This is a genomic window from Marichromatium sp. PS1 (assembly GCF_041155115.1).
In the GTDB taxonomy this organism is placed as follows: domain Bacteria; phylum Pseudomonadota; class Gammaproteobacteria; order Chromatiales; family Chromatiaceae; genus Marichromatium; species Marichromatium gracile.
Map to the genome: position 1 here is coordinate 310,449 of NZ_BAAFHB010000002.1, position 25,057 is coordinate 335,505.

A 25,057-nucleotide genomic window follows, 5' to 3' on the forward strand; every position below is an offset into this window, starting at 1 on the left:
CACCCATGCGCGTGCTCAGCCCGCCAGCCCCCGGGTCTGCAGCGCGCGGATCTGGTCGCGCACCGCCGCCGCCTGCTCGAACTCCAGGTCCTTGGCGTGCTGGTACATGGTCTTCTCCAGCGTCTTGATCCGCTTGGCCAGCTGCTGCGGGGTGAGCGCGGCGTACTCGGCCACCTCGTCGGCCACCGCGGCATAGTCACGCGCCGGCAGCGGCGCGCCCGGAGTGGCCGCCTCCATGATGTCGGCCACCGCCTTGCGGATGGTCTGCGGGGTGATGCCGTTGGCGGCGTTGGCGGCGAGCTGCTTGGCGCGGCGGCGCTCGGTCTCGTCGATCGCCCGGCGCATCGAGGCGGTGACGCTGTCGGCGTAGAGGATCGCCTTGCCGTTGGCATTGCGCGCGGCGCGACCGATGGTCTGGATCAGCGAGTCGGTCGAGCGCAGGAAGCCCTCCTTGTCGGCGTCGAGGACGGCGACCAGCGAGACCTCGGGCATGTCCAGCCCCTCGCGCAGCAGGTTGATGCCGACCAGCACGTCGAAGGCGCCGAGCCGCAGATCGCGGATGATCTCGACGCGCTCGACGGTATCGATGTCGGAGTGCAGATAGCGCACCCGCACCTCGTGCTCGGTGAGGTAATCGGTGAGGTCCTCGGCCATGCGCTTGGTGAGGGTGGTCACCAGCACGCGTTCGTCGACCGCGACCCGGGCGTGGATCTCGGAGAGCAGGTCGTCGACCTGGGTCAGCGCCGGGCGCACCTCGAGCTCGGGGTCGACCAGCCCGGTGGGACGCACCACCTGCTCGACGACCACGCCCGAGTGCTCCAGCTCGAAGGCGCGCGGGGTGGCCGAGACATAGATGGTCTGCGGCTGGCGCGCGCGAAACTCCTCGAAGCGCAGCGGCCGGTTGTCGAGCGCCGAGGGCAGGCGGAAGCCGTAGTCGACCAGGTTCTCCTTGCGCGAGCGATCACCCCGGTACATGCCGCCGAGCTGGGGCACGGTGACATGGCTCTCGTCGATCACCACCAGGGCGTCGTGCGGCAGGTAGTCGTAGAGGGTCGGCGGCGGCTCGCCGGGGGCGCGCCCGGAGAGATAGCGGCTGTAGTTCTCGATGCCCTGGCAGTAGCCGACCTCGACCATCATCTCCAGGTCGAACTGGGTGCGCTGTTCGAGCCGCTGCGCCTCGACCAGCTTGCCCTGCTCGCGCAGCACCGCGAGGCGCTCGCGCAGCTCCGGCTTGATCTGCTCGACGGCCTGGAGGATGGTCTCGCGCGGCGTGGCGTAGTGGGTCTTGGGGTAGACGGTGTAGCGCGCCACCTGCTGGCGCACCGCGCCGGTGAGCGGGTCGAACAGCGACAGCGACTCGATCTCGTCGTCGAACAGCTCCACCCGCACCGCCTCGTCGTCGGACTCGGCCGGATAGATATCGATCACGTCGCCGCGCACCCGGTAGCAGCCGCGCTGCAGCTCGACCTCGTTGCGCTGGTACTGCAGGTCGGCGAGACGACGCAGGATGGCGCGCTGATCGACCAGATCGCCGCGCTTGAGCAGCAGCACCATCTTCAGATAGGCGCTCGGGTCACCGAGCCCGTAGATCGACGAGACGGTGGCGACGATCACCACATCGCGCCGCTCCAGCAGCGCCTTGGTCGCCGACAGCCGCATCTGCTCGACGTGCTCGTTGATCGCCGCGTCCTTCTCGATATAGGTATCCGTGGCCGGGACATAGGCCTCGGGCTGGTAGTAGTCGTAGTAGGAGACGAAGTACTCGACGGCGTTGTGCGGGAAGAACTCGCGCATCTCGCCGTAGAGCTGGGCGGCGAGGGTCTTGTTCGGCGCCAGTACCAGGGTCGGGCGCTGCACCCGGTCGATGACGTTGGCGATGGTGAAGGTCTTGCCCGAACCGGTCACCCCGAGCAGGGTCTGCCCGGCCTCGCCGTCCTCGAGGCCGGCGACCAGGCGTTCGATGGCTGCTGGCTGATCGCCCGCGGGTGCGAACCGGGCTTCGAGCTGGAAAGGTCTGGCGGACATGCAAGGGGCCTCGTCTGCTGATGGCGACGGCACCCCGCAGCGACCGCGATCCACGGCCATCGCGCGAGATGCCGGGCGTCCGGCGTTTCGCTATTATTGGCAGTTGCAACAATCAAATCCAGCCACCCCAGGACCCCAGAGATCATCGCTGATGAGCACCAAACTCGCCGCCCGCGTCCAGGCCGTCAAGCCGTCTGCCACACTCGCCATCACCGCCCGCGCCAATGCGCTGCGCGCCGAGGGCAAGGACGTGATCGGACTCGGTGCCGGTGAACCCGACTTCGACACCCCCGAACACATCAAGGCCGCCGCCATCGCCGCGATCGAGAACGGCTTCACCAAGTACACCGCCGTCGACGGCACCGCCGGGCTCAAGCAGGCGATCATCGACAAGTTCAAGCGCGACAACGGGTTCGACTTCACCGCCGAGCAGATCCTGGTCTCCTGCGGCGGTAAGCAGAGCTTCTTCAACCTCGCCCAGGCGCTGCTCGATCCGGGCGACGAGGTGGTGATCCCCGCCCCCTACTGGGTCTCCTACCCCGACATGTCGCTGCTCGCCGGTGCCGCCCCGGTGTTCATCCACGCCGCCGCCGACCAGTCGTTCAAGATCACCCCGGCGCAGCTGCGCGCGGCGATGACCGAGCAGACCCGGCTGGTGGTCATCAACAGCCCCTCCAACCCCACCGGCATGGCCTACAGCCGCGACGAGCTCGAGGCCCTCGGCGAGGTGCTGCGTGACTTCCCGCGCGCGGTGATCGCCAGCGACGACATGTACGAGCACATCCGCTGGAGCGATGCGCCCTTCGTCAACATCCTCAACGCCTGCCCCGACCTCGCCCCGCGCACCCTGGTGCTCAACGGCGTCTCCAAGGCCTACTCGATGACCGGCTGGCGCATCGGCTACGCCGCCGGTCCGGTCGACATCATCAAGGCGATGAAGAAGGTGCAGTCGCAGAGCACCTCCAACCCGGCCTCGATCTCGCAGGCCGCCGCCCAGGCCGCGCTCGAAGGCCCGCAGGCGTGCATCGGCGAGATGCTCGTCGCCTTCAAGGCGCGTCACGACCTGGTCGTCGAGCGGCTCAACGCGATCGAGGGCATCGAGTGCCTGCCCACCGACGGCACCTTCTATGTCTTCCCCAAGGTGCAGGGGCTGATCGATCGCATGCCCAACATCAACACCGACCTCGAGCTGGCCGAGTTCCTGATCGAGACCGCCGGCGTCGCCCTGGTGCCCGGCACCGCCTTCGGCCTGCCCGGCTACGTCCGACTGTCGATCGCCACCAGCCGCGAGAACCTGGAACAGGCGCTCGAGCGTATCGCCAACGCCTGCGCCGGCTGAGACCCGCCCCGGCGTCCCGTCCGCCGGGGCGCCGAGTCATCGGTCAGAGGCAAGCGAAAACGGCATGCGATCGAACACAGCAATCGAATCCATGCTTGACGCATCAGCGCATCCCCACTAATATTATCGGCTCAAGACATTCCCTGGTAGCTCAGTCGGTAGAGCGGGTGACTGTTAATCACTAGGTCGGCGGTTCGAGCCCGTCCCAGGGAGCCAAATACGAAAAAGGGCTGATCCTCACGGATCAGCCCTTTTTTCTTGTCTGTCCGTCGGTTTCACCCCGCTCAGAGCAACAGCAGGGCCGTCGACATCCCCACCAGATAGGCCGGCCAGTAGCCGATGCGGGCGAGACGATCGAGCCGCTCGGCCTCGCGCTCGCGCTTCTGGTGCTGCCAGATCCGCAACTGCACGTTGACCAGGATCACCGCCCCGGTGATCACGAAGGTGCCGGCGATGAAGGCATCGACCGCGGTGAGATAGCCCAGCCTCGGCAGATCGTTGCCCAGGGTGAAGTTGAAGGCGATCAGCAACAGCAGCACGGTGATGCCGATGTCGATACGCTTCATGTAGTCCTTGAGGCGGAAGGTGCTCCACGAGACCACCAGGATGATCAGCATCGGCACGAAGATGCGCACCACGTAATAGAGCAGGTGACGGTTGGCCTGGAAGCCGAGCGAGAAGCGCGAGTAACCGAGTCCGTCGGCACCGGTGACGGTGTCGACCACCGCCGCCGAATCGAACACCTGCCATTCCTCCTCGCCGAGCTGGTCGCCGACCCCGATATGCTCGGGCAGAAGCTCGAAGACGAACAGCGAGTCGGGGAGCAAGGACTCCGCCCGGATGTAGAACGACTGGCTGTCGAAGGGGAAGTCGCGGAAATCGAAGTCCGGGGCCTGGAACACCGCCGTTGCGCGCTCGATATAGTGCACCTCGCCATCGGGGTAGAGGCGTATCCCCTGGCGGCTCAGGTCGTGCCGCCCCTGCTGATTGGCCAGGAACATCCCCGGCCACACCACCCCCTGCGCCTGTAACCTCTCCATCGTCTTGGCAAAGGTCAGCATGCGAAACGGCGGCGCCCCGGGCGTCGGCTCATAGGCCAGCGCCGGCTCGCGATAACGTACCCGCAGGGTATAGACGGCGGAGAAATTCTCGGCCTTCTGGTCGATCCCGACGATCTGGTCCAGCGTCACCCCGATCCGCACCACGGTCGGCCCGTCGGCCCCCTCCCCGGCCACGACCCAACCCGACAGCAACAGCAGACACAGCAGCAGCAACAGGCGATGCATCGGCACGACCTCGGGCGACGGGAGTCAACCTGGAGGATAGCGGCTCGACGGGAGCGTACACAAGACGAGCCGCCAAGGGATTTGGACCGCAAAGATGCGAAGGATGCCAAGCAAAAACAGTTGATTGGGTTGCAGCGACCAGTACGGCTGAATGCAATGCCCACTGGAGGCCTGCTATTGGAAGCCGATCGTCTTCTTTGCGCGCTTGGCGTCTTGTATCTTGCCACCCCGTGGTGGTTAGCTCCCACCGCGCGAGATTGAGGCAGCTCGATTGCGACTGAAGGCCTGGACCTTGCCGCAAAGATTCAGCCCTCGATCTCTCTTCTCATGCCAGTCTCGACACTGAACGGTATCCAAGGGGCGAACCCTGCATGGACAAGGCGAGTGGGTATGAGGACTGGCCCAGGATCAAGGAGTGGACGACGATGATGTCTCTCGGAATCGATGTCTCGAAGGCGAAGCTGCACACCGCGCTGGAGCTGAGCGAGCAGGAGCGGGTTAAGCTCAAGACCAAGACGGTGCCCAATACCGCCGCGGGGGTGGAGGCGCTGATCGACTGGCTGGGGCGTCAGGGGGCGAGGCCGGAGGCGGTCCATGTGGTGTTGGAGGCCACCGGCCCTTACCACGAGACGGCCGCCGAGCTGCTCCACGGGCGTGGCCTGACGGTCTCGATCGTCAACCCGGCCCAGGCCCGGGACTTCGCTCGCGGTCTGGCGGTGCGCACCAAGACCGACGCGGTCGATGCCAAGGTGCTGGCGCGCTTCGGCGCGCTCCTCAAGCCCGCGCCCTGGACGCCGCCCTCGCCCGAGGTGCGCTTCCTGCGGGCGCTGCTGGCCCGTCAGCGCGCCCTCATCGAGGACCTGCGCCGCGAGCGCAACCGCCTGGAGAAGGTCGAGGCGACCCACACCCCGGCGCTGGTGCGCGACTCGGTGCGCGAGAGCATCGCCTTCCTCGAGGCTGCCCTCGCCAAGCTCCAGCAACAGATCGACGACCACCTCGACGGCCATCCTCAGCTACGCGAGGACGTCGACCTCCTCACCTCGATCCCCGCCGTCGGCCTCAAGGTCGCTCAGCGCTTCGTGGCGCTGCTGCAAAGCCGTCCCTTCACCTCGGCCCAACAGTTCGCCGCCTACCTCGGGCTCGTGCCCGTCGAGCGACAGTCGGGCACCTCCGTGCAGGGGCGCGCCAGACTCTCCAAGGCCGGGCCTGCGCATGCACGCGCCACCCTCTACATGGCCGCCGTCACCGCCATTCGCTACAACCCTCACGTCAAGGACCTCTACGAACGCCTCCTGGCGCGCGGCAAGCCCAAGATGGTCGCCCTCGGCGCCGCCATGCGGAAACTCGCCCACATCTGCTTCGGCGTGTTCAAGAACCGTCGTCCCTACCAGCCCGATTACGCTTCCGCGGCTTGACGGGAAAGACGGTATCTTTGCGGTTCGATTCGGCTGGTCGCTAACGGCCGGCGCCCGGGATCAGTCCCCGAGGTCGCCCCACAGCCCCTGGATCAGCGCGATGGCGGCCAGGGGAGCGGTCTCGGTGCGGAGGATGCGGGGACCGAGACGCACGCCGGTGAAGCCCTGAGCGCGGGCCTGATTGATCTCGCGCTCGCTCAGACCGCCTTCGGGACCGATCAACAGGGTGACGCCGGTCTCGGGCGGGGTGAGTGCGGTGAGCGCGCGCTCGGCGCGAGGATCGAGGATGAGACCGCCGGGCCAGCCGGCGGGGAGCCAGTCGGGCAGCGCCTGCAGGTCGTCGAGCCGGGGCAGGCGGCGACGACCGCTCTGCTCGCAGGCGCTGACGATCACCCCGCGCCAGTGGTCGAGACGACGCGCCAGCCGCGCCCCGTCGAGCCGCACCACGCTGCGCTCGGTACGCAGCGGGGTGATGCGGGTGACGCCAAGCTCCACGGCCTTCTGCAACGCGAAGTCCATGCGCTCGCCCTTGGAGACGCCGAGGGCGAGATGGATCTCGAGCCGGGGCGCGGGCTCGACGGGACCAGGCGCGCCGAGACGCACCTGCACGCCCTCGCGCCCGCTGTGGGTGATGGTGGCGGGGAAGTCGTGACCGCTGCCGTCGAAGAGCACCACCTCGGCCCCGGGGCCGAGGCGCAGCACCTGCGCCAGATGACGCGCGGGACCGCTGGGCAGGGCGCAGTCGGCGCCGTCGGTCAGCGGCTGGTCGACATGGACGCGAGGGATGCGCACGGCTCAGCCCCCGTGATCACGACCACCGGCCAGACGCCAGCCGGCGAAGGCCAGGGCCAGCCAGCCGCCGAGCAGCAGCATGCCGCCGATCGGGGTGACCATGCCCAGCCCCCGCACCCCGCTGAGCACCAGCGCGAACAGGCTGCCGCTGAACAGGGCGATGCCGGCGAGAAACAGCCAGGCGGCGAGACCGACGCCAGCGGCGCGCGGGCGCGCCACCAGCAAGGCGCCACAGACCAGGATCGCCAGGGCGTGGGTGGCGAGATAGTCGGCGGCGGTGTGCCAGTTGGCCAGCATGTGCGGCTCGACCCGGCCATCGAGTCCGTGCGCGCCGAAGGCGCCGAGCGCCACGCTCGTCAGCCCGCAGAGCGCGCCGACGACCAGCCAGGGTCGTGCCGGATGCATCATCGATCCCCCTCGTTATCCACCGATCTCAGTCGCGCGGCTTGCGATTCGGGCGCGGCCGCCACTCCTTCTCGCCGGGCGCGCCACGACGCACCGGCGTGCGCTCGCCGCGCTGCCGCCCGGGCACGAACTTGCCGGGACGCGGCTTGCCCGGACGCCCCTCGCGCACCGGTGCGGCGGTGCCACGGCGCGGCTCGCCCTCGCTCTGATCGAGCGCCGAGATGCGCAGCGCCTGACCACGGACATAGACCCGCTTGAGGTGCTGGAAGACCTCGCGCGGCATGCCCTTGGGCAGGTCGACCACCGAGTGATCGTCCTGGATGTCGATGCGGCCGATGAAGCGGCCCTCCAGCCCGGCCTCGTTGGCGATGGCGCCGACGATCTCGCGCGGGGTGGCGCCATGCTGATGACCGACCTCGATGCGGTAGTGCTCGAGATCGCCCTGCGGCGGCCGGCCGGCGTCGTGGTCGCGCTCGCGACGCGGGCGACGCTCGCCGCGATCACCGCGCTCGGGACGAGCGCCCCGCTCGAGACGCGGACCGCGGTCATGACGCTCGCGCGACGGGCGCGGCCGCGGCAGCTCCTCCTGGATCTCCAGCGGACGCTCGCGCTGGTTGAGATAGGCGAGCGCCGCGGCGAGGTCGTGCATCTCGACCTCCAGCTCGGTGTTGAGCCGCGACAGCAGGCGATAGAAGAAATCGAGGTCCTGGCCGAGCGCCTCCTTGATCTCGGCGGTGAAGCGATCGATACGCGACTCGCTGAGATCGGCCGCCGAGGGCGGCTCCATCGCCGGCACGCTGCGGCGGATGGTGCGCTCGATGGCGCGCAGCAGCCCGCGCTCGCGCGGCTCGACCAGCAGCAGCGCGCGACCGGCGCGACCGGCACGGCCGGTGCGGCCGATACGGTGGACATAGGCCGAGGGGTCGGTGGGGATGTCGAAGTTGACGACATGGCTGATGCGCTCGACATCGAGTCCGCGCGCGGCCACGTCGGTGGCGACCAGGATATCGAGCTGGCGCTGCTTGAGCCGCTCGATGGTGCGCTCGCGCATCTCCTGGTTCATGTCGCCGTTGAGCGCCTCGGCGGCGAACCCATGGGCCTTGAGCTTGTCTGCCAGTTCGGTGGTGCCGTGCTTGGTGCGCACGAAGACCACCATGCCGTCGAACTCCTCGATCTCGAGGATGCGGGTGAGCACATCGAGCTTGTGGAAGCGGGTGACCACGCAGTGGTGCTGATCGATGGTGTCGACCGTCTCCGAGTCGGCCGCCACCTGCACCAGCATGGGATCGCGCAGCCGCTTCTCGGCCACCTGACGGATGGCGCGCGGCATGGTCGCCGAGAACAGCGCCACCTGCCGCTCCTCCGGCGCCTGCTCGAAGATCCAGTCGATGTCCTCGGCGAAGCCCATGTTGAGCATCTCGTCGGCCTCGTCGAGCACCAGGGCGCGGATCCCGGCGAGCGACATGGTGCCGCGACGGATGTGGTCCATCACCCGACCCGGGGTGCCGACGATCACCTGCGGCTTGCGCTTGAGCTGGCTGATCTGCAGCCCGTAGCTCTGACCGCCATAGATCGGCAGCACCAGGAAGCCGGGCAGGTGCGCGGCGTACTCCTGGAAGGCCTCGGCGACCTGCAGCGCGAGCTCGCGGGTCGGCGCCAGCACCAGGATCTGCGGTCCCCCGGCATCGAGATCGAGACGGCTCAACAGCGGCAGGGCGAAGGCCGCGGTCTTGCCGGTGCCGGTCTGGGCCTGACCGAGCAGGTCACGCCCGGCGAGCAGGTGCGGGATACATTGGCTTTGAACCGGGGTGGGGGACTCATAGCCGAGATCACCAACGGCCTGGGTGACGGCGGGGGAGAGACCGAGATCGGCGAAACCGGTGCTCGTGTCAGGGGTATCCATGGTGGAGCCTCGAAGGGGAGAGAGAAAGGCGCGCTTGCAAAGAAGGCCGGGATGGCCTGCCGGAGATCGCGAGGAAACTGTTTATTATTGAACTATGTGCGTGCAACTGCAAGTGATTTCACCTTTTCCACACACCATCACCGCCACCGCAAGGGTTGCGATTTTGCCTTGTCGCCACTCCATGCCGCGCCTACATTGGGTTAAACCTTAATATTTCGATAAGGAATTCATCATGACCAAATCCACCAAGCAGCCGGGAAGCGCCGTCCCCAGCCGCCGTCTCAGCCGTCTCTGGCACCTCGGTCGTGCGACCACCGACCTGGCCGCCGGCGTCGGCGTCAAGGGGATGTTCGAGCTGGCGCGCAGTCGCAACAGCGGCGAGCCGGCGCGCATCCAGCTCTCACCCGAGCACACCCGGCGCTTCACCGAGCGGCTGGCGCGGATGCGCGGTGCGGTGATGAAGATGGGCCAACTGATGTCGATGGAAGGCTCGGACATCTTCACCCCGGAGGCCGCCGAGATCATGAGTGCGCTGCGCGAGCGCGCCGAACCGATGCCGATGAGTCAGCTCAGCCAGGTGCTCGAGCGCGAGTACGGGGCGGACTGGGACAAGCGCTTCAGCCGCTTCGAGTTCAAACCGATCGCCGCCGCCTCGATCGGCCAGGTGCACCGCGCCGAGACCCGCGACGGTCGCCGTCTGGCGCTGAAGATCCAGTTCCCCGGGGTGCGCGACAGCATCGACAGCGACATCGACAACCTCGCCCTGCTCGGCCAGACCTTCGGCATGGCCCCCAAGGGCATCGACATCAAGCCCTTTCTCGAGGAGGCGCGCCGCCAGCTCCATCGCGAGGCCGACTACGACGCCGAGGCCGAGGCCCTCGAGCGCTATCGCGCGCGACTCGGCGACGACCCCGACTTCCTGGTCCCGGCGGTGCATCGCGACCTCACCACCCGCAACGTGCTGGCGATGGACTTCGTCGACGGCGTACCGGTCGACCGCCTCGCCGGCGCCGACTACCGCCGCGCCGCGCGCGATCGCGCCGCCACCGCGCTGATGCGCCTGACCCTGCGCGAGCTGTTCGAGTTCGGCCTGGTGCAGACCGACCCCAACTTCGGCAACTATCTCTACGACGCCGACAGCGGCCGTATCGCCCTGCTCGACTTCGGCGCCACCCACGGCGTCGCCCCCGAGCACGTCGCCGCGTTCCGCCGCCTGGCGCTCGCCACCATCGACAGCGATCGCGAGGGCATGCGCGAGGCATCGGTCGCGCTCGGCTACATGGGCGCCGACGACCCGGTCGAGCACATCGGCACCATGCTCGACCTGCTGCAGCTCGCCGCCGAGCCGCTGAGCACCGATGACCACTACGACTTCGGCACCTCCGACCTGTTCGAGCGCGTCTACCGCCAGGGGCGCGAGCTGTTCCGCTCCGGCGCCTTCAGCACCGCCCCGGCGCCGGAGACGATGTTCCTGCACCGCAAGTTCATGGGCTCGTTCATGCTCTCGCGCCGACTGCGCGCGCGCGTCGATCTCGCCGCGATGGTCGAGGGCGTGATCCGGCCGCCGGCGCCCGCGGCCGCGGCGGCCTGAGCACCGCTCCGGCTCAGTCGGCGTCGCCCGGCCAGCGAGCGTGGCGCAGTACCGCCGCCACCAGCGCATCGATGTCCGGCGGCTTCTCCAGCAGCTCGGCCATACCGGCCTCGTTGGCCTGGGCGCAGGTCTCGGGCAGCAGCGCGACCGTCAGCCCCACCACCGGGATCCCGGGGAGACGCTCACGGCAGCGCCGCGCCAGCGTCAGTCCATCGACCACCGGCATCCGCAGGTCGGTGAGGAGCAACTGGTAATCGTCGTCGGTATCGAGTGCGGCGAGCGCCTGCTCGCCGTCGCCGACGCCGGTCACCCGCGCCCCCTCGCCCTCGAGGATCTCCTGGAGCACGCACAGAGTGATCTCGTTGTCCTCGGCGACCAGCAGCCGCAGACCCTGCAACGGGGAAAGGGATTGGGACTCCATGAGCGTGCCCTCCTTGCCTGATCGCCGAGCATTCAGCGCGCCAGTCGCGCCAGCCGGCGCTGATAGCGACGCATCACCCGCAGATGGATCGCCGCCTGGGTCCACAGATAGAGATACCAGGGCAGCGCCGGGGCATAGTCGTGGATCGCGGCCATGGTATAGCGGCCATCGAGCAGGGTATGGAACTCGAACCGCCCGCCGGTCTCGGCGCGGGCCAGCAATCCACCGTCGATGTGATAGACCCGCCGCTGTGCCGTGCTCATCGCCGCCGCCGGACGCAGCCGCAACAGTACCACCCGGGGCAGTCGCAGCCCGACCTCCCAACCGCCGTCGGCGCACTCGCGACTGGCCACCAGCGGCCAGCAGCAGCGTCCCAGCCAGCGGAAATAGTTGCCCGCCACCCAGGCCGCGTCCTGTCCCGGCGGCAGGATGATGCGCTGGATCGAGCGTACCCGGCTCGCCTCGCGCAGTTGCGCCCGGTCCTCGAGCTGGATCGGGCGGCGCGGGTTGGGCTGCAGGTGAAGACCATCGGCGGCGAGCGACTGCGCCAGCGCCCGACGGAAGGCGAGGGCCGAGGGCGCGATCGCCCGTTGCAGCGCATTGTCACGTATTCGCAGCCGCTGCGGCAGACTCTCGACCACCGGCCCGACCAACGCGGGACTGGCCCCTGAGACCCGCCGCGCCACCCACGCGACCACCCCCAGCGGCAACCACGGCAGGGTGAACACCCAGCGTCGCACCCCCATCACCTCGGCGCACTGACGCACCATCTCGGCATGGCTCAGCCACTCGGGACCACCGAGATCGAACACCCCGCGATAGTCCTCGGGGCGCTCCAGACACAGCAGGATGGCGCGCACCAGGTCGTCGAGAGCGATCGGGCGGGTCGGCGAGCGCGCCTCCGGCGGCAGCGCCAGCAGCGGCAGACGGCGCACCAGATCGACCAGCAGCCCGAGCCCGGAACCGCCCGGCCCCACCACCAGCCCGGCGCGCAGCACGCTCACCGGGGTGCCGTGAGCGGCGAGCGTCAGCTCCACCTCGCGCCGGCTCCACAGCAGCGGCGCGATCTCGAAGCCCTCGGGGATCAGCGCGCTGACGAAGACGATCTGACGCACCCCGCAGGCCGCCGCGGCGCGGGCGAAGTTGTCGGCAAGAATCAGATCCATGTCGCGCGCCGCGGCCTGGGTCAACCGCGACGAAGGGGCGTTGGAGTGCACCAGATAGACCGCGAGATCGCAGCCCTGCAGCCCGGCGCGCACCGCCTCGACGTCGAACAGATCGCAGCGACGCCAGCCGATACGCCGCTCGGGGTCCGGAATCCGCGCCCGCGCCGGCGAGCGGGTCAACGCCACCACCTCGTGGTGCTCGGCCAGCGCCCGGCACAACGCGGTGCCGATGAAACCGCTGGCACCGGCGACCGCCACCCGGGGCCGTCCCTGCTCACTCATCCAACCTCCTCGATCCGATCAATCCTGTGGCGCGTCCCAACCGTCGCTGAGTGTTCGCAGGAAGGCGACAATGGCGGCCTCCTCCTCGGCATCGAGGCCGAGATCACCCAGCTCGTCATCATTGACGTTACGCGCCACCTCCGGGCGTGGCCAGCAGTTGTTGCCCGGACGCGGCGCGGCCAGGTCCTCGCAGACCGGCTTGAGATCGCGCGTGTTGTAGAAGTGCACCACCGTCTCCAGCCCCTTGTGGGCGCCGTTGTGCATGTAGGCGCGCACGAATCCGGGCGCGGGACGACGATCGACATTGCGCAGGGTCGGCACCTTGTGCTTGCCGAGCTGCGCCCCAGCCAGGGCCGCGAAGCGCGGCACCCGGGCGAGCAGTCCTCCCAGCCCGGGATCGCGCCAGGCACGCCCATCGGGGTTGTAGCCGGCCATCGCGTACCAGGGGTTGTCGGGGTTACGCCCGACACCGAGGTTGTCGTAGGTGAAGTCGGTAAACAGTGGCGGACTGCCGTCCGCCCCCGGGGTGTGCGGATGACAGGCGGCGCAGTTGCCCTTGTCGGCGCGGGCGAAGAGCTCCAGCCCCCGGGCCTCCTCGGCGCTCAGCGGATAGCGCTCGGGATCGCGCAGATAATGGTCGTACTTGGAGCTGAAGGCGTTGACCTCGGGCGATGACTGGTAAGCGGCGAGCGCGCGGGCAATGGCGTTGAACCCAGCGACCGGCTCGGCGCAGACGCTCTCGCCGAACCAGTCGCGCAGCGCTCGCCCCCGCGGCCCGGCACAGACCCGCTCGACCGCCTCGGCGGCATCGGCAAGGTTATGCTCGAGCGGGTCGAGCAATGGCGCCTGGGCCTGCTCGGCGAGCGGGTCACCGAGCAGCCAGCCGGTGGCGCGACCGTCCCAGAAGTTGCCACCGACGAAACCGCCGCCCTCCTCGTCGAGATACAGCGGCGGGCTGAAGCTCGCGTAGGCCAGGGTCGGCGCGCGACGATTGCCGAAGCGTCCGGGCACCGCCCCGGGCTGGACCGCACCGGCGGCATTGATCGCGCTGTCCGGGCCGCTCCAGCCGGCACTCGGCAGGTGGCAGCTCGCACATGACTGCCCGGGCGGCTCGGACAACCCGGTATCGAAGAACAGCGCCCGGCCCAGCGCCACCAGCGACGATGGCGGCGACAGCTCGCTGGCGCCGGTCGACGCGGCGCCGAGCGCAAACGCGACGCCTAGCCAGCGCACCCGGCTGCTTGCAGTGATGTTCAGCATGGGTTCAGGAACCTCGTTTACACTTCTTGGGCATCGATCGGCACGGGTCACGCCCGCGCCGTGAGCCGCAACGGACCCTCTGCATGAAGACCACAGTCCCCCTGCTCGCTTTCGGTCTGCTGTCACTGACCATCTGCGCGGGCGCCGACGACCACCTCGACCACCTCGACCACGACAAGGTGCGGCAGCTCCGCAAGCACGGCCAGATCCTGCCCATGGAGCAGCTGCTCGAACAGGCCGCACGGTTGCGCCCCGGCCAGCTGATCGAGGCCGAACTCGAACATCGACATGGTGGATATCGCTACGAGATCAAGATCCTCGATGCCGATGGCCGGGTCCACGAGCTCGAACTCGATGCCGCCACCGCCCGCCCGCTGCACCACGAGATCGAGCCATGAGACTGTTATTGGTAGAGGATGACCCGGCCCAGGTCGCGGCGCTGCTGCCGGCGCTCAAGGCCGCCGGGTTCGCCGTCGATCATGCCGCCGACGGCATCGGCGGCGAGCAGCTCGGCGACACCGAGCCCTATGACGTGGTGGTGCTCGACCTCGGACTGCCGCGCCGCCCCGGACTCGAGGTGCTGCGTCACTGGCGCGCACACGGGCGCGACCTGCCGGTGCTGGTGCTGACCGCGCGCGACGCCTGGCACGAACGTGTCGACGGGCTCAAGGCCGGGGCCGACGACTATCTCGGCAAGCCCTTCCACGTCGAGGAACTGCTCGCCCGGCTCAATGCCCTGACCCGCCGCGCCGCCCCCGCCGCCGGACGCACCCTCGCGGTCGACGGGCTCAGCCTCGACGAGGACGGTCAGCGCGTGGTGCTCGAGGACGGCCAGACACACCCGCTCACCGGCACCGAGTTCCGCCTGCTGCGCTACCTGCTGCGCAACCCCGGGCGCATCCTCTCCAAGACCCAGCTGATGGAGCACGTCTACGACCTCGACGCCGAGCCGAGCGGCAATCTCATCGAGGTCTATATCCGGCGGCTGCGCGAGAAGATCGGGCGCGAACGCATCGAGACCCTGCGCGGCCAGGGCTATCGGCTCAGACGCCGATGATCTCGCTCGAGACCCGGCTGCACCTGGGGCTGGCGCTGGCGCTGACGGCGGTGATCGGCAGCGCCTGGTGGATCGGTCACATCGCCCTCCACCACAGCTCGGAGAGCGTCATCTACTCGCGTCTGGAGCACGACGCCGAGGGCCTGCTCGGCTCGCTGCGCAGCGGTCACGGTCATCTGCACGTCGCCGCGCGCCATCTCACCCCGGTCTACAACCAGCCGCTCTCGGGCCACTACTTCGTCGTCGAGGACGACCAGGGCAACCGACTACGCTCGCGCTCGCTGTGGGACGAGGACCTCGACACCCGGGCGCTGGCCCCCGGCGAGACCGCCGCCTGGCGCGCCGCCGGCCCGGATCGGCAGTCGTTGTTGGTATGGGCCGGCGGCTATCGTCTCGACGCGCATCTCCTCACCCTCACCATCGCCGAGGACGTCAGCGAGTTCGATACCGAGATCGACTTCTTCGAGCGGCTGTTCGCGCTGCTCGCGATCGGCGGGCTGGCACTGAGCCTGGTGCTGCAACGGCTGATCGTGCAGCGCGCCTTCACCAGCCTGCGCCCGCTCTATCGCGACATCGAGCGGCTCGAACACGGACGCGCCGGCACCCTCACCGAGCAGGTCCCGCCCGAGATCCTGCCGCTGGTACGCAAGTTCAACCGCCTGCTCGAGCGCTTCGGCCAGCGTCTCGAACGCTCGCGCACCGCCGCCGGCAACCTCGCCCATGCGCTCAAGGGACCGCTGACCCTGCTGCGCCAGCAGCTCGCCGCCGACACCCTGGCGCTCGACGCCGAGCAGCGCCAGGGGCTGCTCGATCAGGTCGAGCGACTGCGCCAGATCGCCGAGCGCCAGCTCAGACGCGCCCGGCTCGCCGGCGCTGGCGGTGCGGCGCTCTACTTCGAGCCCGAGGAGGAACTGCCGGTGCTGGCGCGGCTGCTCGAACGCATGCATGCGCCCAAGCGACTCCATATCGTCCTCCACAGCGAGCTCTCGGGGCCGCTCGCGGTCGACCGCGAGGACATGCTCGAACTCCTTGGCAACCTCCTCGACAACGCCTGCAAGTGGGCCGAGTCCGAGGTCCGCGCGACCCTCTCGACCGCCGACAACGAACTGCTGATCCGCGTCGAGGACGACGGTCCCGGCTGCGCCGAGGCGGCCCTGGCCACGCTCACCGAGCGCGGGCTGCGGCTCGATGAGCAGGTCAGCGGTCACGGCCTGGGGCTGGCGATCGTGCGCGAGATCGTCGAGGGCTACGGCGGCCGACTGGCGTTCTCGCGCGCCGCGCTCGGCGGGCTGTGCGCCGAGGCCTGGCTCGCGCTCGAGCACCCCACCAGCGATCGCGCCCCGCGTTCAGCTTGATTTCAGCTCCGGGGTCCAGGATGGACCCATGGACACAAGACACCCCCCCACTCGACCCCTCGGCGTCCTGCCGTTGGCACTGCTGCTCGCCCTCGCCGCCGCGCCGGCCGCCGCCGGAACCCTCGGCGAGGCGGTCGGCGCGGCGCTCGAACGCAGCGGCGAGCTGGCTCGCCCCCAGGCCATCACCGGCGAGCGCGACGCCCTCGCCCGTCAGGCCGCCAGCCCCTTCGCCGCCGATCCCGCGCTGCGCCTGAGCTATCTCAGCGACCGCGCCACCGAGGACGCCGGGGCCTACGAGGTCGAGACCATGGTCGACATGCCGCTGTGGCTGCCCGGTCAGCGCGACGCGCGACGCCAAGTCGCCGCCGCCGTCGGCGGTCAGGCCGGCAGCCTCGACCGGCGGCTGCGCTGGGAGATCGCCGGCGAGGTGCGCGAGAAGAGCTGGGCGGCGGCGATCGCCGCCGGGCGGCTGCGTCAGACCGAGCAGGCACTGAGCGACGCCCGCGCCCTGGAGGCGGCGATCGACAAGCGGGTCGGTGCCGGCGAGCTGGCGCGGGTCGACCTGCTGGTCGCCCGCCAGCAGACGCTCGAGCGCGAGGCCGAGCTGCGCGACGCGCAGCTCGAACACGATCGCGCACTCGCCGACTATCGCCAACTCACCGGCCTGCAGACGCTGCCCGAACCGCTGCGCGAGACGCCCGCCAGCACCGACGCACTGCCCACCGACCACCCGCTGCTCGAGGACGCCGACAGCGCCCTGGCGCTGGCCCGCGCCGAGCGCGAACAGGCCCAGCGCGAGCGGCGCGGCAACCCGGTGCTCAGCGTCGGCGGCAAGCGCGCCCGCGAGGTCCGCGGCGCCGACACCGCCGACTCGCTGCAGCTCGAGATCAGTCTGCCCTTCGGACTCGCCAGCCAGTCGGCCCCGGCGCTGGCCCGCGCCGAGCGCGGCTATACCGAGCGCGCCACCGACCTGCAGCGTGCCCGACTCGCCGCCGAGCGCACCCTGATCGCCGCCCAGCTCGCCCGCGAGGGCGCGGCCACCGCGCTCACCGTCGCCGAACGGCGCCACGCCCTCGCCCAGCAGGCGCTGCAGCTGGGACGACGCGCCTTCGACCTCGGCGAGCGCGACCTCACCGATCTGCTGCGCACCCAGGCCAGCGCCCGCGTCGCCAGCCTCGATCTGGCACTGCGCCGGCTGGAGCTGGGGCGCGCCCAGGCCCGACTCAATCAGGCACTCGGAGTCATCCCCCAATGAATCGCTTCTCCCGCCACGCCCTGGCGCCCCTGTTGCTGCTCCCGGTGCTGGTCCAGGCCGCCGCGCCGATCGCCCTCGACGCGGCAGCGCAGGCCGCCTTCGGGATCGAGCTGGTCGCCCCCGAGGCGGTCGAGCACAGCCTCGGGCGCCGTTATCCGGCCGAGGTCCGCGTCCCCAACCCACAACTGCGGGTGGTCGCCGCGCGCCAGGACGGCGTGCTCGAACGCCTGGCCGTGGCCGAGGGCGACCGGGTCGCCGCCGGCGACCTGCTCGCCGAGCTGCGTAGCCCCGCGCTGGTCGATATCCAGCGTCAGTATCTCGAGGCACTGATCCGTCTGGAGCTGGCCGAGGGCGAACTCGCCCGCGACCGTCAGCTCCATCGCGAGGGGGTGATCGCCGAGCGGCGGCTGCGCGAACGCGAGGCCACCCAGCGCGAACTCGCCACCCAGGTCGAGCAACAGCGTCAGCTACTGCGGCTCGCCGGCTTTGCCGAGACCGAGCTCGCCGAGCTCGACCGCAACCACACCCTCACCAGCACCCTCAGCGTGCGCGCGCCGATCTCCGGGGTGGTGCTCGAGCAGCTGGTCGACACCGGCGAGTCGGTGGCCCAGGCCGCCCCGCTCTATCGCATCGGCCAGCTCGATCCCTTGTGGCTGGAGATCCACGTGCCGCTCGACGAACTCGACGGCCTCGCCCCCGGCAGTCGCGTGCACCTGCCGGCGCTGGCGCGCGAGGCGGTGATCACCACCGTCGGCCGTCAGGTCCACGCACTCGACCAGGGCGTGCTGGTCCGCGCCGCGATCAACGACCCCGGCACCGAGCTGCGCCCGGGACAGTTCATCGAGGTCCAGCTCGCCCGCGCCACCGGCGCCGGCTGGCGACTGCCGGCCGCGGCACTGGTGCGCGACGGTGACACCACCCTGGTGTTCGTCGCCCGCGACGGCGGCTTTGCGCCGCAGCCGGTCGAGCTGCTCGGCGCGACCGACGACCAGGTGGTGGTCGGCGGCGCGCTCGGCGCCGACGACCGCGTCGCGGTGACCGGCGTGATCGCGATCAAGGCCGCCTGGCAGGGAGGCGAGTGATGCTCGCGCGCCTGATCCAATTCGCGCTCACCCAGCGGTTGCTGATGCTGCTGGCGATGCTGGCGCTGATCGGCGGCGGCTGGCAGGCCATCCAGCAGACCCCGATCGATGCCTTCCCCGACGTCTCGACCACCCAGGTCAAGATCATCGTCAAGGCCCCGGGAATGACCCCCGAGGAGGTCGCCGAGCGCATCACCAGCCGCATCGAGGTGGAGCTGCTCGGCATCCCCGACCAGACCATGCTGCGCTCGGTGGCCAAGTACGGCCTCACCGACATCACCATCGACTTCGCCGAGGGCACCGACATCTACTGGGCACGCCAGCAGGTCGCCGAGCGCCTCAACGGCGTCTGGGACGACCTGCCCAGCGGGCTCTCCGGCGGCATCGCGCCGATGACCACGCCGCTGGGCGAGATGTTCATGTTCAGCATCGAGGGCGGCGACCTGTCGCTCGCCGAACGCCGCGATCTGCTCGACTGGACCATCCGCCCGGCGCTGCGCTCGGTGCCCGGGGTGGCCGAGGTCAACGCCCTCGGCGGCTATGTCACCACCTTCGAGGTGGTCCCCGACAACGCCCGCATGGCCGCCCGCGGCATCCAGCTCGCCGACCTGCGCGCGGCGCTCGAACGCAACAACCGCAACGACGGCGCCGGACGGCTCGACGAGGGCGAGGAGACGTTGCTGGTGCGCAGCGAGGGCGCGATCCAGACCCTCGCCGACCTCGCCGCCGTGGTGGTGGTCGCCGACGCCCGCGAGCCGGTGCGGATGGCCGATGTCGCCGAGGTCCGCCGCTCGGCGCTCACCCGCTACGGCGCGGTCACGCGCAACGGCGCCGGCGAGACCGTCGAGGGACTGGTGCTGGGGCTGCGCGGGGCCAACGCGCGCACCCTGATCGAGGGCGTCCAGGCCAAGCTCGACGCACTCGCCCCGGGGTTGCCCGATGGGGTGCGGGTCGAGGTCTTCTACGATCGCGGCAAGCTCGTCGGGCGCGCGGTGCACACCGTCTCCAAGGCGCTGATCGAGGCCACGATACTGGTCGTGGTGCTGCTGGTGTTGTTCCTCGGCGATCTGCGCGCGGCGCTCACCGTCGCCCTGGTGCTGCCGCTGGCCGCGCTCGGCACCTTCATCCTGATGCGTCAGTTCGGGCTCTCGGCCAACCTGATGTCGCTCGGCGGCCTGGCGATCGCCATCGGCATGCTGGTCGACGCCGCGGTGGTGGTGGTCGAGAACGTGGTCACCCAGCTCGCCCGCGGCGGCGGCGGCGGCCGGCTGCCGCGACTGCACCTGATCTATCGCGCGGTGCGCGAGGTCTCGGTGCCGGTCGCCTCGGGCATCCTCATCATCATCATCGTCTTCCTGCCGCTGCTCACCCTGCAGGGGCTCGAGGGCAAGCTGTTCGTGCCGGTGGCGCTGACCATCGTGTTCGCGCTCGCCAGCTCGCTGCTGCTGGCGCTGACGGTGATCCCGGTGCTCTCCTCCTTCCTGCTCGGCGCCGGCGCCCATCGCGACCCCTGGCTGCCGCGCCAGCTCGCCCGGCTCTATGGCCCGCTGCTCGACTGGGCGCTGAGTCACGCCCGGGTGGTGGTGGGCGCGGCGCTGGCGCTGCTGCTCGCCGCCGGGGCGGTCTACACCCAGGTCGGCAAGTCGTTCATGCCGACGCTCGACGAGGGCGACCTGATCGTGCAGCTCGAGAAGCTGCCCTCGATCACCCTCGACGAGTCGATCGCCATCGACCAGCGGGTGCAGCGCGCCATCCTCGACCAGGTCCCCGAGGTGCGGGCGATCGTCGCCCGCACCGGCTCCGACGAACTCGGGCTCGACCCCATGGGGCTCAACCAGACCGACAGCTTCCTGGTGCTCGCGCCGCGCGAGGAGTGGCGCTTCGCCACCAAGGATGCCCTGGTCGACGCCATCCGCGCGGTGCTCGACGGCTTCCCCGGGCTCGGTTACGCCTTCACCCAGCCGATCGAGATGCGCGTCTCGGAGATGCTCACCGGCGTGCGCGGCGACCTGGCGGTGAAGATCTTCGGCACCGATCAGGACGGCCTCAACGCCACCGCCGAGGCCGTCGTCGGCGTACTCGAATCGCTGCCCGGCGCCGAGGACGTCTACACCCCGCGCAACGAGGGCGCGCAATACCTCAACCTGGAGATCGACCGCCTCGAGGCCGGGCGACTCGGCATCGACGCCGACGCCCTGGCGAGCCTGCTGCGCGCCCAGATCGAGGGGCTGCGCGTCGGCACCATCTACCGCGATGCCAGGCGGCTGCCACTGATGATCCGCGGCCCCGAGAGCGCACGCTCCGCGCCGACCCGACTGGCGGCGCTGCAGATCAGCCTGCCCGACGGGCGGGCCGTGCCGCTGACCAACCTGGTGCGCGTCGAGCGCGTCGAGGGCCCGGTGGCGATCTCGCGCGAGCGCGGCAACCAGCTCGCGGTGGCCATCGCCAACGTCAGCGGCCGCGACCTGGTCGGCTTCGTCGAGGAGGCCAGGGCGGCGGTCGCCGAGCGCGTCGACCTGCCCGACGGCTACTGGCTGGAGTGGGGCGGCGAGTTCGAGAACCAGCAACGCGCCGCCGCGCGCCTGGCGCTGGTGGTGCCGGTGGCGCTGGGGCTGATCTTCCTGGTGCTGTTCTCCACCTTCGGCTCGGTACGTCAGGCGCTGCTGGTGCTCTCCAACGTGCCCTTCGCGCTGATCGGCGGGGTGTTCGCGCTGGCGCTCACCGGCGAGTACCTGTCGGTGCCGGCCTCGGTCGGCTTCATCGCCCTGCTCGGCATCGCGGTGCTCAACGGCGTGGTGATGGTCACCTACTTCAACCAGTTGCGCACCCTCGGTCACCCGCTCGGACAGGTGGTGGTGGAGGGCGCGCAGCGCCGGCTGCGACCGGTGCTGATGACCGCCAGCATCGCCGCCTTCGGGCTGGTGCCGCTGCTGTTCGCCACCGGACCCGGTTCCGAGATCCAGCGCCCGCTGGCGATCGTGGTGGTCGGCGGCCTGGTCTCGGCCACCGCGCTGACGCTGATCCTGCTGCCGATCCTCTATCGCCGCTTCGGCGCCCCACCGACACCAGGCACGCCCACCGACGCGAGGTCCGAGGCATGACCGATCACACCCTGCTCTATCTGGTCGTCCCTCCGGCGGCGGCCGAGGCCCTCGCCGAGTGGCTGCTCGAACGCCCCGAGGTGCCGGGCTTCACCAGCGTGCCGGCGGCCGGTCACGGCGCCTCCGAGCACTCGCTCTCGCTCGCCGAGCAGGTCGCCGGACACAGCAAGCGGGTGATGTACCTCATCCACCTGCCGCCCGAGACCGCGCGCGCGGTGCTGGTGGCGCTGCACACCGACTTCGGTGGCAGCGGCATCCATCACTGGCTGGTGCCGGTACTCGAGTACGGGCGCCTCTAGCCATCACCGAACCCGGCCAGGACGGCCACGGATCCGGCGGTCGTCGACCGCCACCAGTCACTCCAACGAGGTCAAGACCGATGAAACACGCACACACCGCCCGGCTGCTCGCGATCGCCCTGCTCGCCGTCTCCACCCTGCCACTCGCCGCCGAGCGCCCGCGCGTCGACACCGTCGACTCGGCGCGGGTCGCCTTCGGTCTGGTCCAGGCCGAGACCGAGACCAGCGGCGTACACGTCCACGGCACCCTCGCCCAGCGCATCCCGCACCGCGGCGCCGTCCCCGGCGCGATCCGCGTCCAGGTGCTCGACGCCCAGGGACAGGTGCTCGCCGAGCGCGACGTGGCGCCGATGCGTCGCAACCGCCAGGCGCTCTCGGCGCACTTCAACACCCATCTCGAGGTCGCGCCGCCGAGCGACGGCAGCGTGCGGGTGATCCATCTGGCAGGATCGGCCCCGCTGGGCTGAACGGCGTCCCGGCACGCCGGCACGACCGGCAGTCGTCGACGCCCGGCGCCACGCACACGGCGTTAACCCTCGCATGGCGGATCTTGATAAAGTTCCGCCATGGAACTGAACAGCTTCGTCATCTCCGCAATCGTGCTGCTCAGCGTGGCGGCGATCACCGTCACCCTGTTCAAGCACCTGGGGCTGGGCTCGATCCTCGGCCTGCTGGTGGCCGGAATCGTGGTCGGGCCACACTCGCCCGGTCCCTACGTCACCGCACACGTCGAGGACGTGCGTCACTTCACCGAGCTGGGCGTGGTGCTGCTGCTGTTTCTCATCGGGCTGGAGATGAAGCCCAAGCGGCTGTGGTCGTTGCGCCGCGAGGTGTTCGGCCTGGGCACCGCGCAGATCCTCCTCAGTGGGCTGGCGATCGCCGCCTACAGCGTCTTCTACGCCCCCTCCTGGCAGGTCAGCCTGCTGATCGGTCTGACCTTCGCGCTCTCCTCCACCGCGCTGGTGATGCAGCTGCTGCACGAGCGCGGCGACATCGCCACCCGTCACGGCACCACCGCCTTCGCGGTGCTGCTGATGCAGGACCTGGCGGTGGTGCCGCTGCTGGCGATCGTGCCGCTGCTCTCCGATCGCGGCACCCTGTCCTCCTCGGTGCCCTTCGGCGAGCAGCTGCTGATCGTCGTCGGCATGGTCGGGCTGATCGTCGTCTTCGGGCGTTATGTGGTGCCCTTCGCCCTGGCGCGACTGCTGCGCCAGGGCAACCGCGAGGCCTTCGCCCTGGTGGTGATGCTCGCCGTCTTCCTCGCCGCCGGGGCGATGCACGAGGCCGGGCTGTCGATGGCGCTCGGCGCCTTCCTGATGGGCATGCTGCTGTCGACCTCGCGCTTCAGCTTCCAGATCCAGGCCCATATCGAGCCCTTCAAGGGGCTGCTGATGAGCCTGTTCTTCGTCGCCGTGGGGATGTCGATCGATCTGCCGGCGATCGCCGCCCAGCCGCTGCTGCTCGCCCAGCACGTGGTGGTGATCGTCGGCATCAAGCTGCTGGTGCTGTTCCTGATCGCGCTGGCCTTCGGGCTGCCGCGCGGCGTGGCCACCCGGGTCGCCTTCATGCTGGCGCAGAGCGGCGAGTTCGGCTTCGTGCTGTTCGGTGCGGCCAAGGCACTGGGGGTGATCGACGACACCACCTTCGCCGTGGCGGTCAGCGTGATCTCGGTGGGGATGCTGATCACCCCGCTGCTGGTGCGCCTCGGCGACCTGCTGGCGCGCCGCGCCGAGCGACGGACGACGAGCCAGACGAGCTTCGACTATGCCACCACCGGGGTCGTCCCCCAGGGGCGGGTGGTGATCGCCGGTTATGGCCGGGTCGGTCACACCATCGCCACCATGCTCGAGGCCAACCAGATCCCCTTCATCTGCTTCGACACCAACCCCGCACACGTCGAGCGCGGCGAGCGCGACCAGCGCCCGGTGTTCTACGGCGACATCGGCGACATCGAGCTGCTCACCGCCGCCCAGGTCGAGCGCGCCGCGCTGGTGATCCTCACCATCGACCACGGCCCCTCGGCGCTGCGCGCCGTCTCGCACATCCGCACCGCCCATCCGCACGTCCCGGTGATCGCCCGTGCCCGCGACCTCGAGGCCTGCGGCAACCTGATCCGCGCCGGCGCCACCCACGCCTACCCCGAGGCGATCGAGAGCAGCCTGCGCCTCGGCGCCGAGGCGCTGCAGATGCTCGGCGTCCCCACCGACGACGTCGACGAACTGCTCCAGGGCGTGCGCAGCCAGGGCTATGCGCCGATGGCCGAATGAGGCGTACACGGGGGCCATTTGCCCTCGTCCGGACCAAACGTTAATTTGTAGGGTCTAGCCAATCATTCATCAGCGAGGTCCTCGTGCCGTGGAGAGCCCTAACGCGCTTGCGCGCTTCAACATGATCCAGCAGCAGATCCGTCCATGGAACGTCCTGGACGAGCGGGTGCTGGGGGCAATGGCCGAGATCGGGCGCGAGCGTTTCGTGCCCGACGGCTATCAGGGGCTTGCCTATGCCGATATCGAGGTGCCGCTGGCCAACGGCGGCCACATGCTGCCGCCCCGGGTAACCGCGCGCATGCTCCAGGCGCTGGCGGTACAGCCCGACGAGCGCGTGCTCGAGATCGGCACCGGCAGCGGTTACGCCACCGCCTGTCTGGCCGCGCTCGGCGCCCAGGTGCTCAGTCTCGAGATCGACCCCGAGCAGGCCGAGATCGCCCGCGCCCACCTCGCCGAGCTCGGCACCGAGCGTGTCGAGATCCGCGCCGCCGACGGTCTCGCCGGGCCGATCGAGGGCGGCCCCTTCGACGCCATCCTGCTCAACGGCGCACTGCCGAGCGACAGCGCGCTGGACGCGCTGCAGTCGCAGCTCGCGCTCGGCGGCCGACTGTGCTGCATCCTCGGCGAGGCGCCGGTGATGGAGGCGGTGCTGATCACCCGCGGCGGCGGCCAGGACTATCAGCGCGAGCCGCTGTTCGAGACCCTGGCCGGGACGCTGCGCAACGCCCCGGCGCGCGAGCAGTTCGTCTTCTGACG

The 25,057-nt window shown here is 70.0% G+C and carries 21 protein-coding genes and 1 tRNA gene; 14 read left to right on the top strand and 8 right to left on the bottom strand.

Features of this window, described 5'->3' with window-relative positions:
* Nucleotides 1–15 precede the first annotated feature (15 nt).
* On the bottom strand, nucleotides 16–2,025 hold the full coding sequence (uvrB, locus tag ACAM26_RS02675; protein WP_123143096.1) for an excinuclease ABC subunit UvrB: 2,010 nt from the start codon (nucleotides 2,023–2,025) through the stop codon (nucleotides 16–18).
* Between the two features lie 151 nt (nucleotides 2,026–2,176).
* Between uvrB and ACAM26_RS02680 the strand changes: the two genes are divergently transcribed.
* Complete coding sequence (locus ACAM26_RS02680) at nucleotides 2,177–3,364, top strand: pyridoxal phosphate-dependent aminotransferase (RefSeq protein WP_123143095.1); 1,188 nt, start codon at nucleotides 2,177–2,179, stop codon at nucleotides 3,362–3,364.
* Nucleotides 3,365–3,504: 140 nt separating this feature from the next.
* Nucleotides 3,505–3,580: transfer RNA gene (locus ACAM26_RS02685), tRNA-Asn, on the top strand.
* Nucleotides 3,581–3,648: 68 nt separating this feature from the next.
* On the opposite strand, the gene ACAM26_RS02690 is transcribed toward ACAM26_RS02685, so the two are convergent.
* A complete protein-coding gene (locus ACAM26_RS02690; RefSeq protein ID WP_082805864.1) occupies nucleotides 3,649–4,650 on the bottom strand; it encodes a hypothetical protein in 1,002 nt (333 codons plus the stop codon).
* A gap of 425 nt (nucleotides 4,651–5,075) precedes the next feature.
* Here ACAM26_RS02690 and ACAM26_RS02695 point away from each other — a divergent pair, with 425 nt between their 5' ends.
* Complete coding sequence (locus tag ACAM26_RS02695) at nucleotides 5,076–6,065, top strand: IS110 family transposase (RefSeq protein ID WP_369612990.1); 990 nt, start codon at nucleotides 5,076–5,078, stop codon at nucleotides 6,063–6,065.
* Nucleotides 6,066–6,125: 60 nt separating this feature from the next.
* On the opposite strand, the gene ACAM26_RS02700 is transcribed toward ACAM26_RS02695, so the two are convergent.
* The 3 genes from ACAM26_RS02700 to ACAM26_RS02710 are packed head-to-tail and all read right to left on the bottom strand — an operon-like array spanning nucleotide 6,126 to nucleotide 9,165.
* Nucleotides 6,126–6,857: a 16S rRNA (uracil(1498)-N(3))-methyltransferase gene (locus ACAM26_RS02700; protein WP_123139008.1), complete on the bottom strand. Its 732-nt coding sequence runs from the start codon at nucleotides 6,855–6,857 to the stop codon at nucleotides 6,126–6,128.
* A gap of 3 nt (nucleotides 6,858–6,860) precedes the next feature.
* Nucleotides 6,861–7,262: a DUF423 domain-containing protein gene (locus ACAM26_RS02705; protein WP_369613479.1), complete on the bottom strand. Its 402-nt coding sequence runs from the start codon at nucleotides 7,260–7,262 to the stop codon at nucleotides 6,861–6,863.
* Nucleotides 7,263–7,290: 28 nt separating this feature from the next.
* Entirely contained in the window at nucleotides 7,291–9,165 is a 1,875-nt protein-coding gene (locus tag ACAM26_RS02710) for a DEAD/DEAH box helicase (RefSeq protein WP_123143094.1), read from the bottom strand.
* A gap of 232 nt (nucleotides 9,166–9,397) precedes the next feature.
* Between ACAM26_RS02710 and ACAM26_RS02715 the strand changes: the two genes are divergently transcribed.
* Entirely contained in the window at nucleotides 9,398–10,756 is a 1,359-nt protein-coding gene (locus ACAM26_RS02715) for an AarF/ABC1/UbiB kinase family protein (RefSeq protein WP_123139010.1), read from the top strand.
* 13 nt (nucleotides 10,757–10,769) lie between these two features.
* Here ACAM26_RS02715 and ACAM26_RS02720 read toward each other — a convergent pair whose 3' ends face one another.
* Genes ACAM26_RS02720 through ACAM26_RS02730 form a run of 3 tightly spaced genes read right to left on the bottom strand, consistent with a single transcriptional unit; the run spans nucleotide 10,770 to nucleotide 13,885 of the window.
* Entirely contained in the window at nucleotides 10,770–11,177 is a 408-nt protein-coding gene (locus ACAM26_RS02720) for a response regulator (RefSeq protein WP_123139011.1), read from the bottom strand.
* 32 nt (nucleotides 11,178–11,209) lie between these two features.
* Nucleotides 11,210–12,625, bottom strand: a complete 1,416-nt coding sequence (locus ACAM26_RS02725; protein ID WP_369613080.1) for an NAD(P)H-binding protein — start codon at nucleotides 12,623–12,625, stop codon at nucleotides 11,210–11,212.
* A gap of 18 nt (nucleotides 12,626–12,643) precedes the next feature.
* Nucleotides 12,644–13,885 carry a cytochrome-c peroxidase gene (locus ACAM26_RS02730; RefSeq protein ID WP_369613081.1) on the bottom strand — a complete coding sequence of 414 codons (1,242 nt, stop codon included), beginning with the start codon at nucleotides 13,883–13,885 and terminating at the stop codon, nucleotides 12,644–12,646.
* An 83-nt stretch (nucleotides 13,886–13,968) separates the two neighbouring features.
* Between ACAM26_RS02730 and ACAM26_RS02735 the strand changes: the two genes are divergently transcribed.
* The 10 genes from ACAM26_RS02735 to ACAM26_RS02780 all read left to right on the top strand — a co-directional run bounded on the left by ACAM26_RS02735 (nucleotide 13,969) and on the right by ACAM26_RS02780 (nucleotide 25,055).
* Nucleotides 13,969–14,283 carry a PepSY domain-containing protein gene (locus ACAM26_RS02735; RefSeq protein ID WP_369613082.1) on the top strand — a complete coding sequence of 105 codons (315 nt, stop codon included), beginning with the start codon at nucleotides 13,969–13,971 and terminating at the stop codon, nucleotides 14,281–14,283.
* Complete coding sequence (locus tag ACAM26_RS02740; protein WP_123139015.1) at nucleotides 14,280–14,942, top strand: response regulator transcription factor; 663 nt, start codon at nucleotides 14,280–14,282, stop codon at nucleotides 14,940–14,942. The genes ACAM26_RS02735 and ACAM26_RS02740 overlap by 4 nt, the downstream gene beginning before the upstream one ends.
* Nucleotides 14,939–16,297 (top strand): ATP-binding protein, encoded by a 1,359-nt coding sequence (locus tag ACAM26_RS02745; RefSeq protein ID WP_369613083.1) that lies wholly within the window; start codon nucleotides 14,939–14,941, stop codon nucleotides 16,295–16,297. The genes ACAM26_RS02740 and ACAM26_RS02745 overlap by 4 nt, the downstream gene beginning before the upstream one ends.
* Nucleotides 16,298–16,325: 28 nt before the next feature.
* Nucleotides 16,326–17,552 carry a TolC family protein gene (locus ACAM26_RS02750; RefSeq protein ID WP_132228313.1) on the top strand — a complete coding sequence of 409 codons (1,227 nt, stop codon included), beginning with the start codon at nucleotides 16,326–16,328 and terminating at the stop codon, nucleotides 17,550–17,552.
* Nucleotides 17,549–18,634 (top strand): efflux RND transporter periplasmic adaptor subunit, encoded by a 1,086-nt coding sequence (locus ACAM26_RS02755; RefSeq protein WP_123139018.1) that lies wholly within the window; start codon nucleotides 17,549–17,551, stop codon nucleotides 18,632–18,634. Before ACAM26_RS02750 ends, ACAM26_RS02755 begins: the two co-directional genes overlap by 4 nt.
* Entirely contained in the window at nucleotides 18,634–21,735 is a 3,102-nt protein-coding gene (locus ACAM26_RS02760) for an efflux RND transporter permease subunit (RefSeq protein WP_369613084.1), read from the top strand. Before ACAM26_RS02755 ends, ACAM26_RS02760 begins: the two co-directional genes overlap by 1 nt.
* Nucleotides 21,732–22,034 (top strand): DUF3240 family protein, encoded by a 303-nt coding sequence (locus tag ACAM26_RS02765; protein ID WP_005223158.1) that lies wholly within the window; start codon nucleotides 21,732–21,734, stop codon nucleotides 22,032–22,034. The genes ACAM26_RS02760 and ACAM26_RS02765 overlap by 4 nt, the downstream gene beginning before the upstream one ends.
* 80 nt (nucleotides 22,035–22,114) lie before the next feature.
* Complete coding sequence (locus ACAM26_RS02770; RefSeq protein WP_123139020.1) at nucleotides 22,115–22,501, top strand: hypothetical protein; 387 nt, start codon at nucleotides 22,115–22,117, stop codon at nucleotides 22,499–22,501.
* A gap of 99 nt (nucleotides 22,502–22,600) precedes the next feature.
* Nucleotides 22,601–24,301, top strand: coding sequence for a cation:proton antiporter (locus ACAM26_RS02775; RefSeq protein ID WP_123139021.1), 1,701 nt, complete (start codon nucleotides 22,601–22,603; stop codon nucleotides 24,299–24,301).
* A gap of 88 nt (nucleotides 24,302–24,389) precedes the next feature.
* The gene (locus tag ACAM26_RS02780; protein ID WP_123139022.1) at nucleotides 24,390–25,055 is read left to right on the top strand and encodes a protein-L-isoaspartate O-methyltransferase; all 666 of its coding nucleotides are present in this window, start codon (nucleotides 24,390–24,392) and stop codon (nucleotides 25,053–25,055) included.
* Nucleotides 25,056–25,057 lie beyond the last annotated feature (2 nt).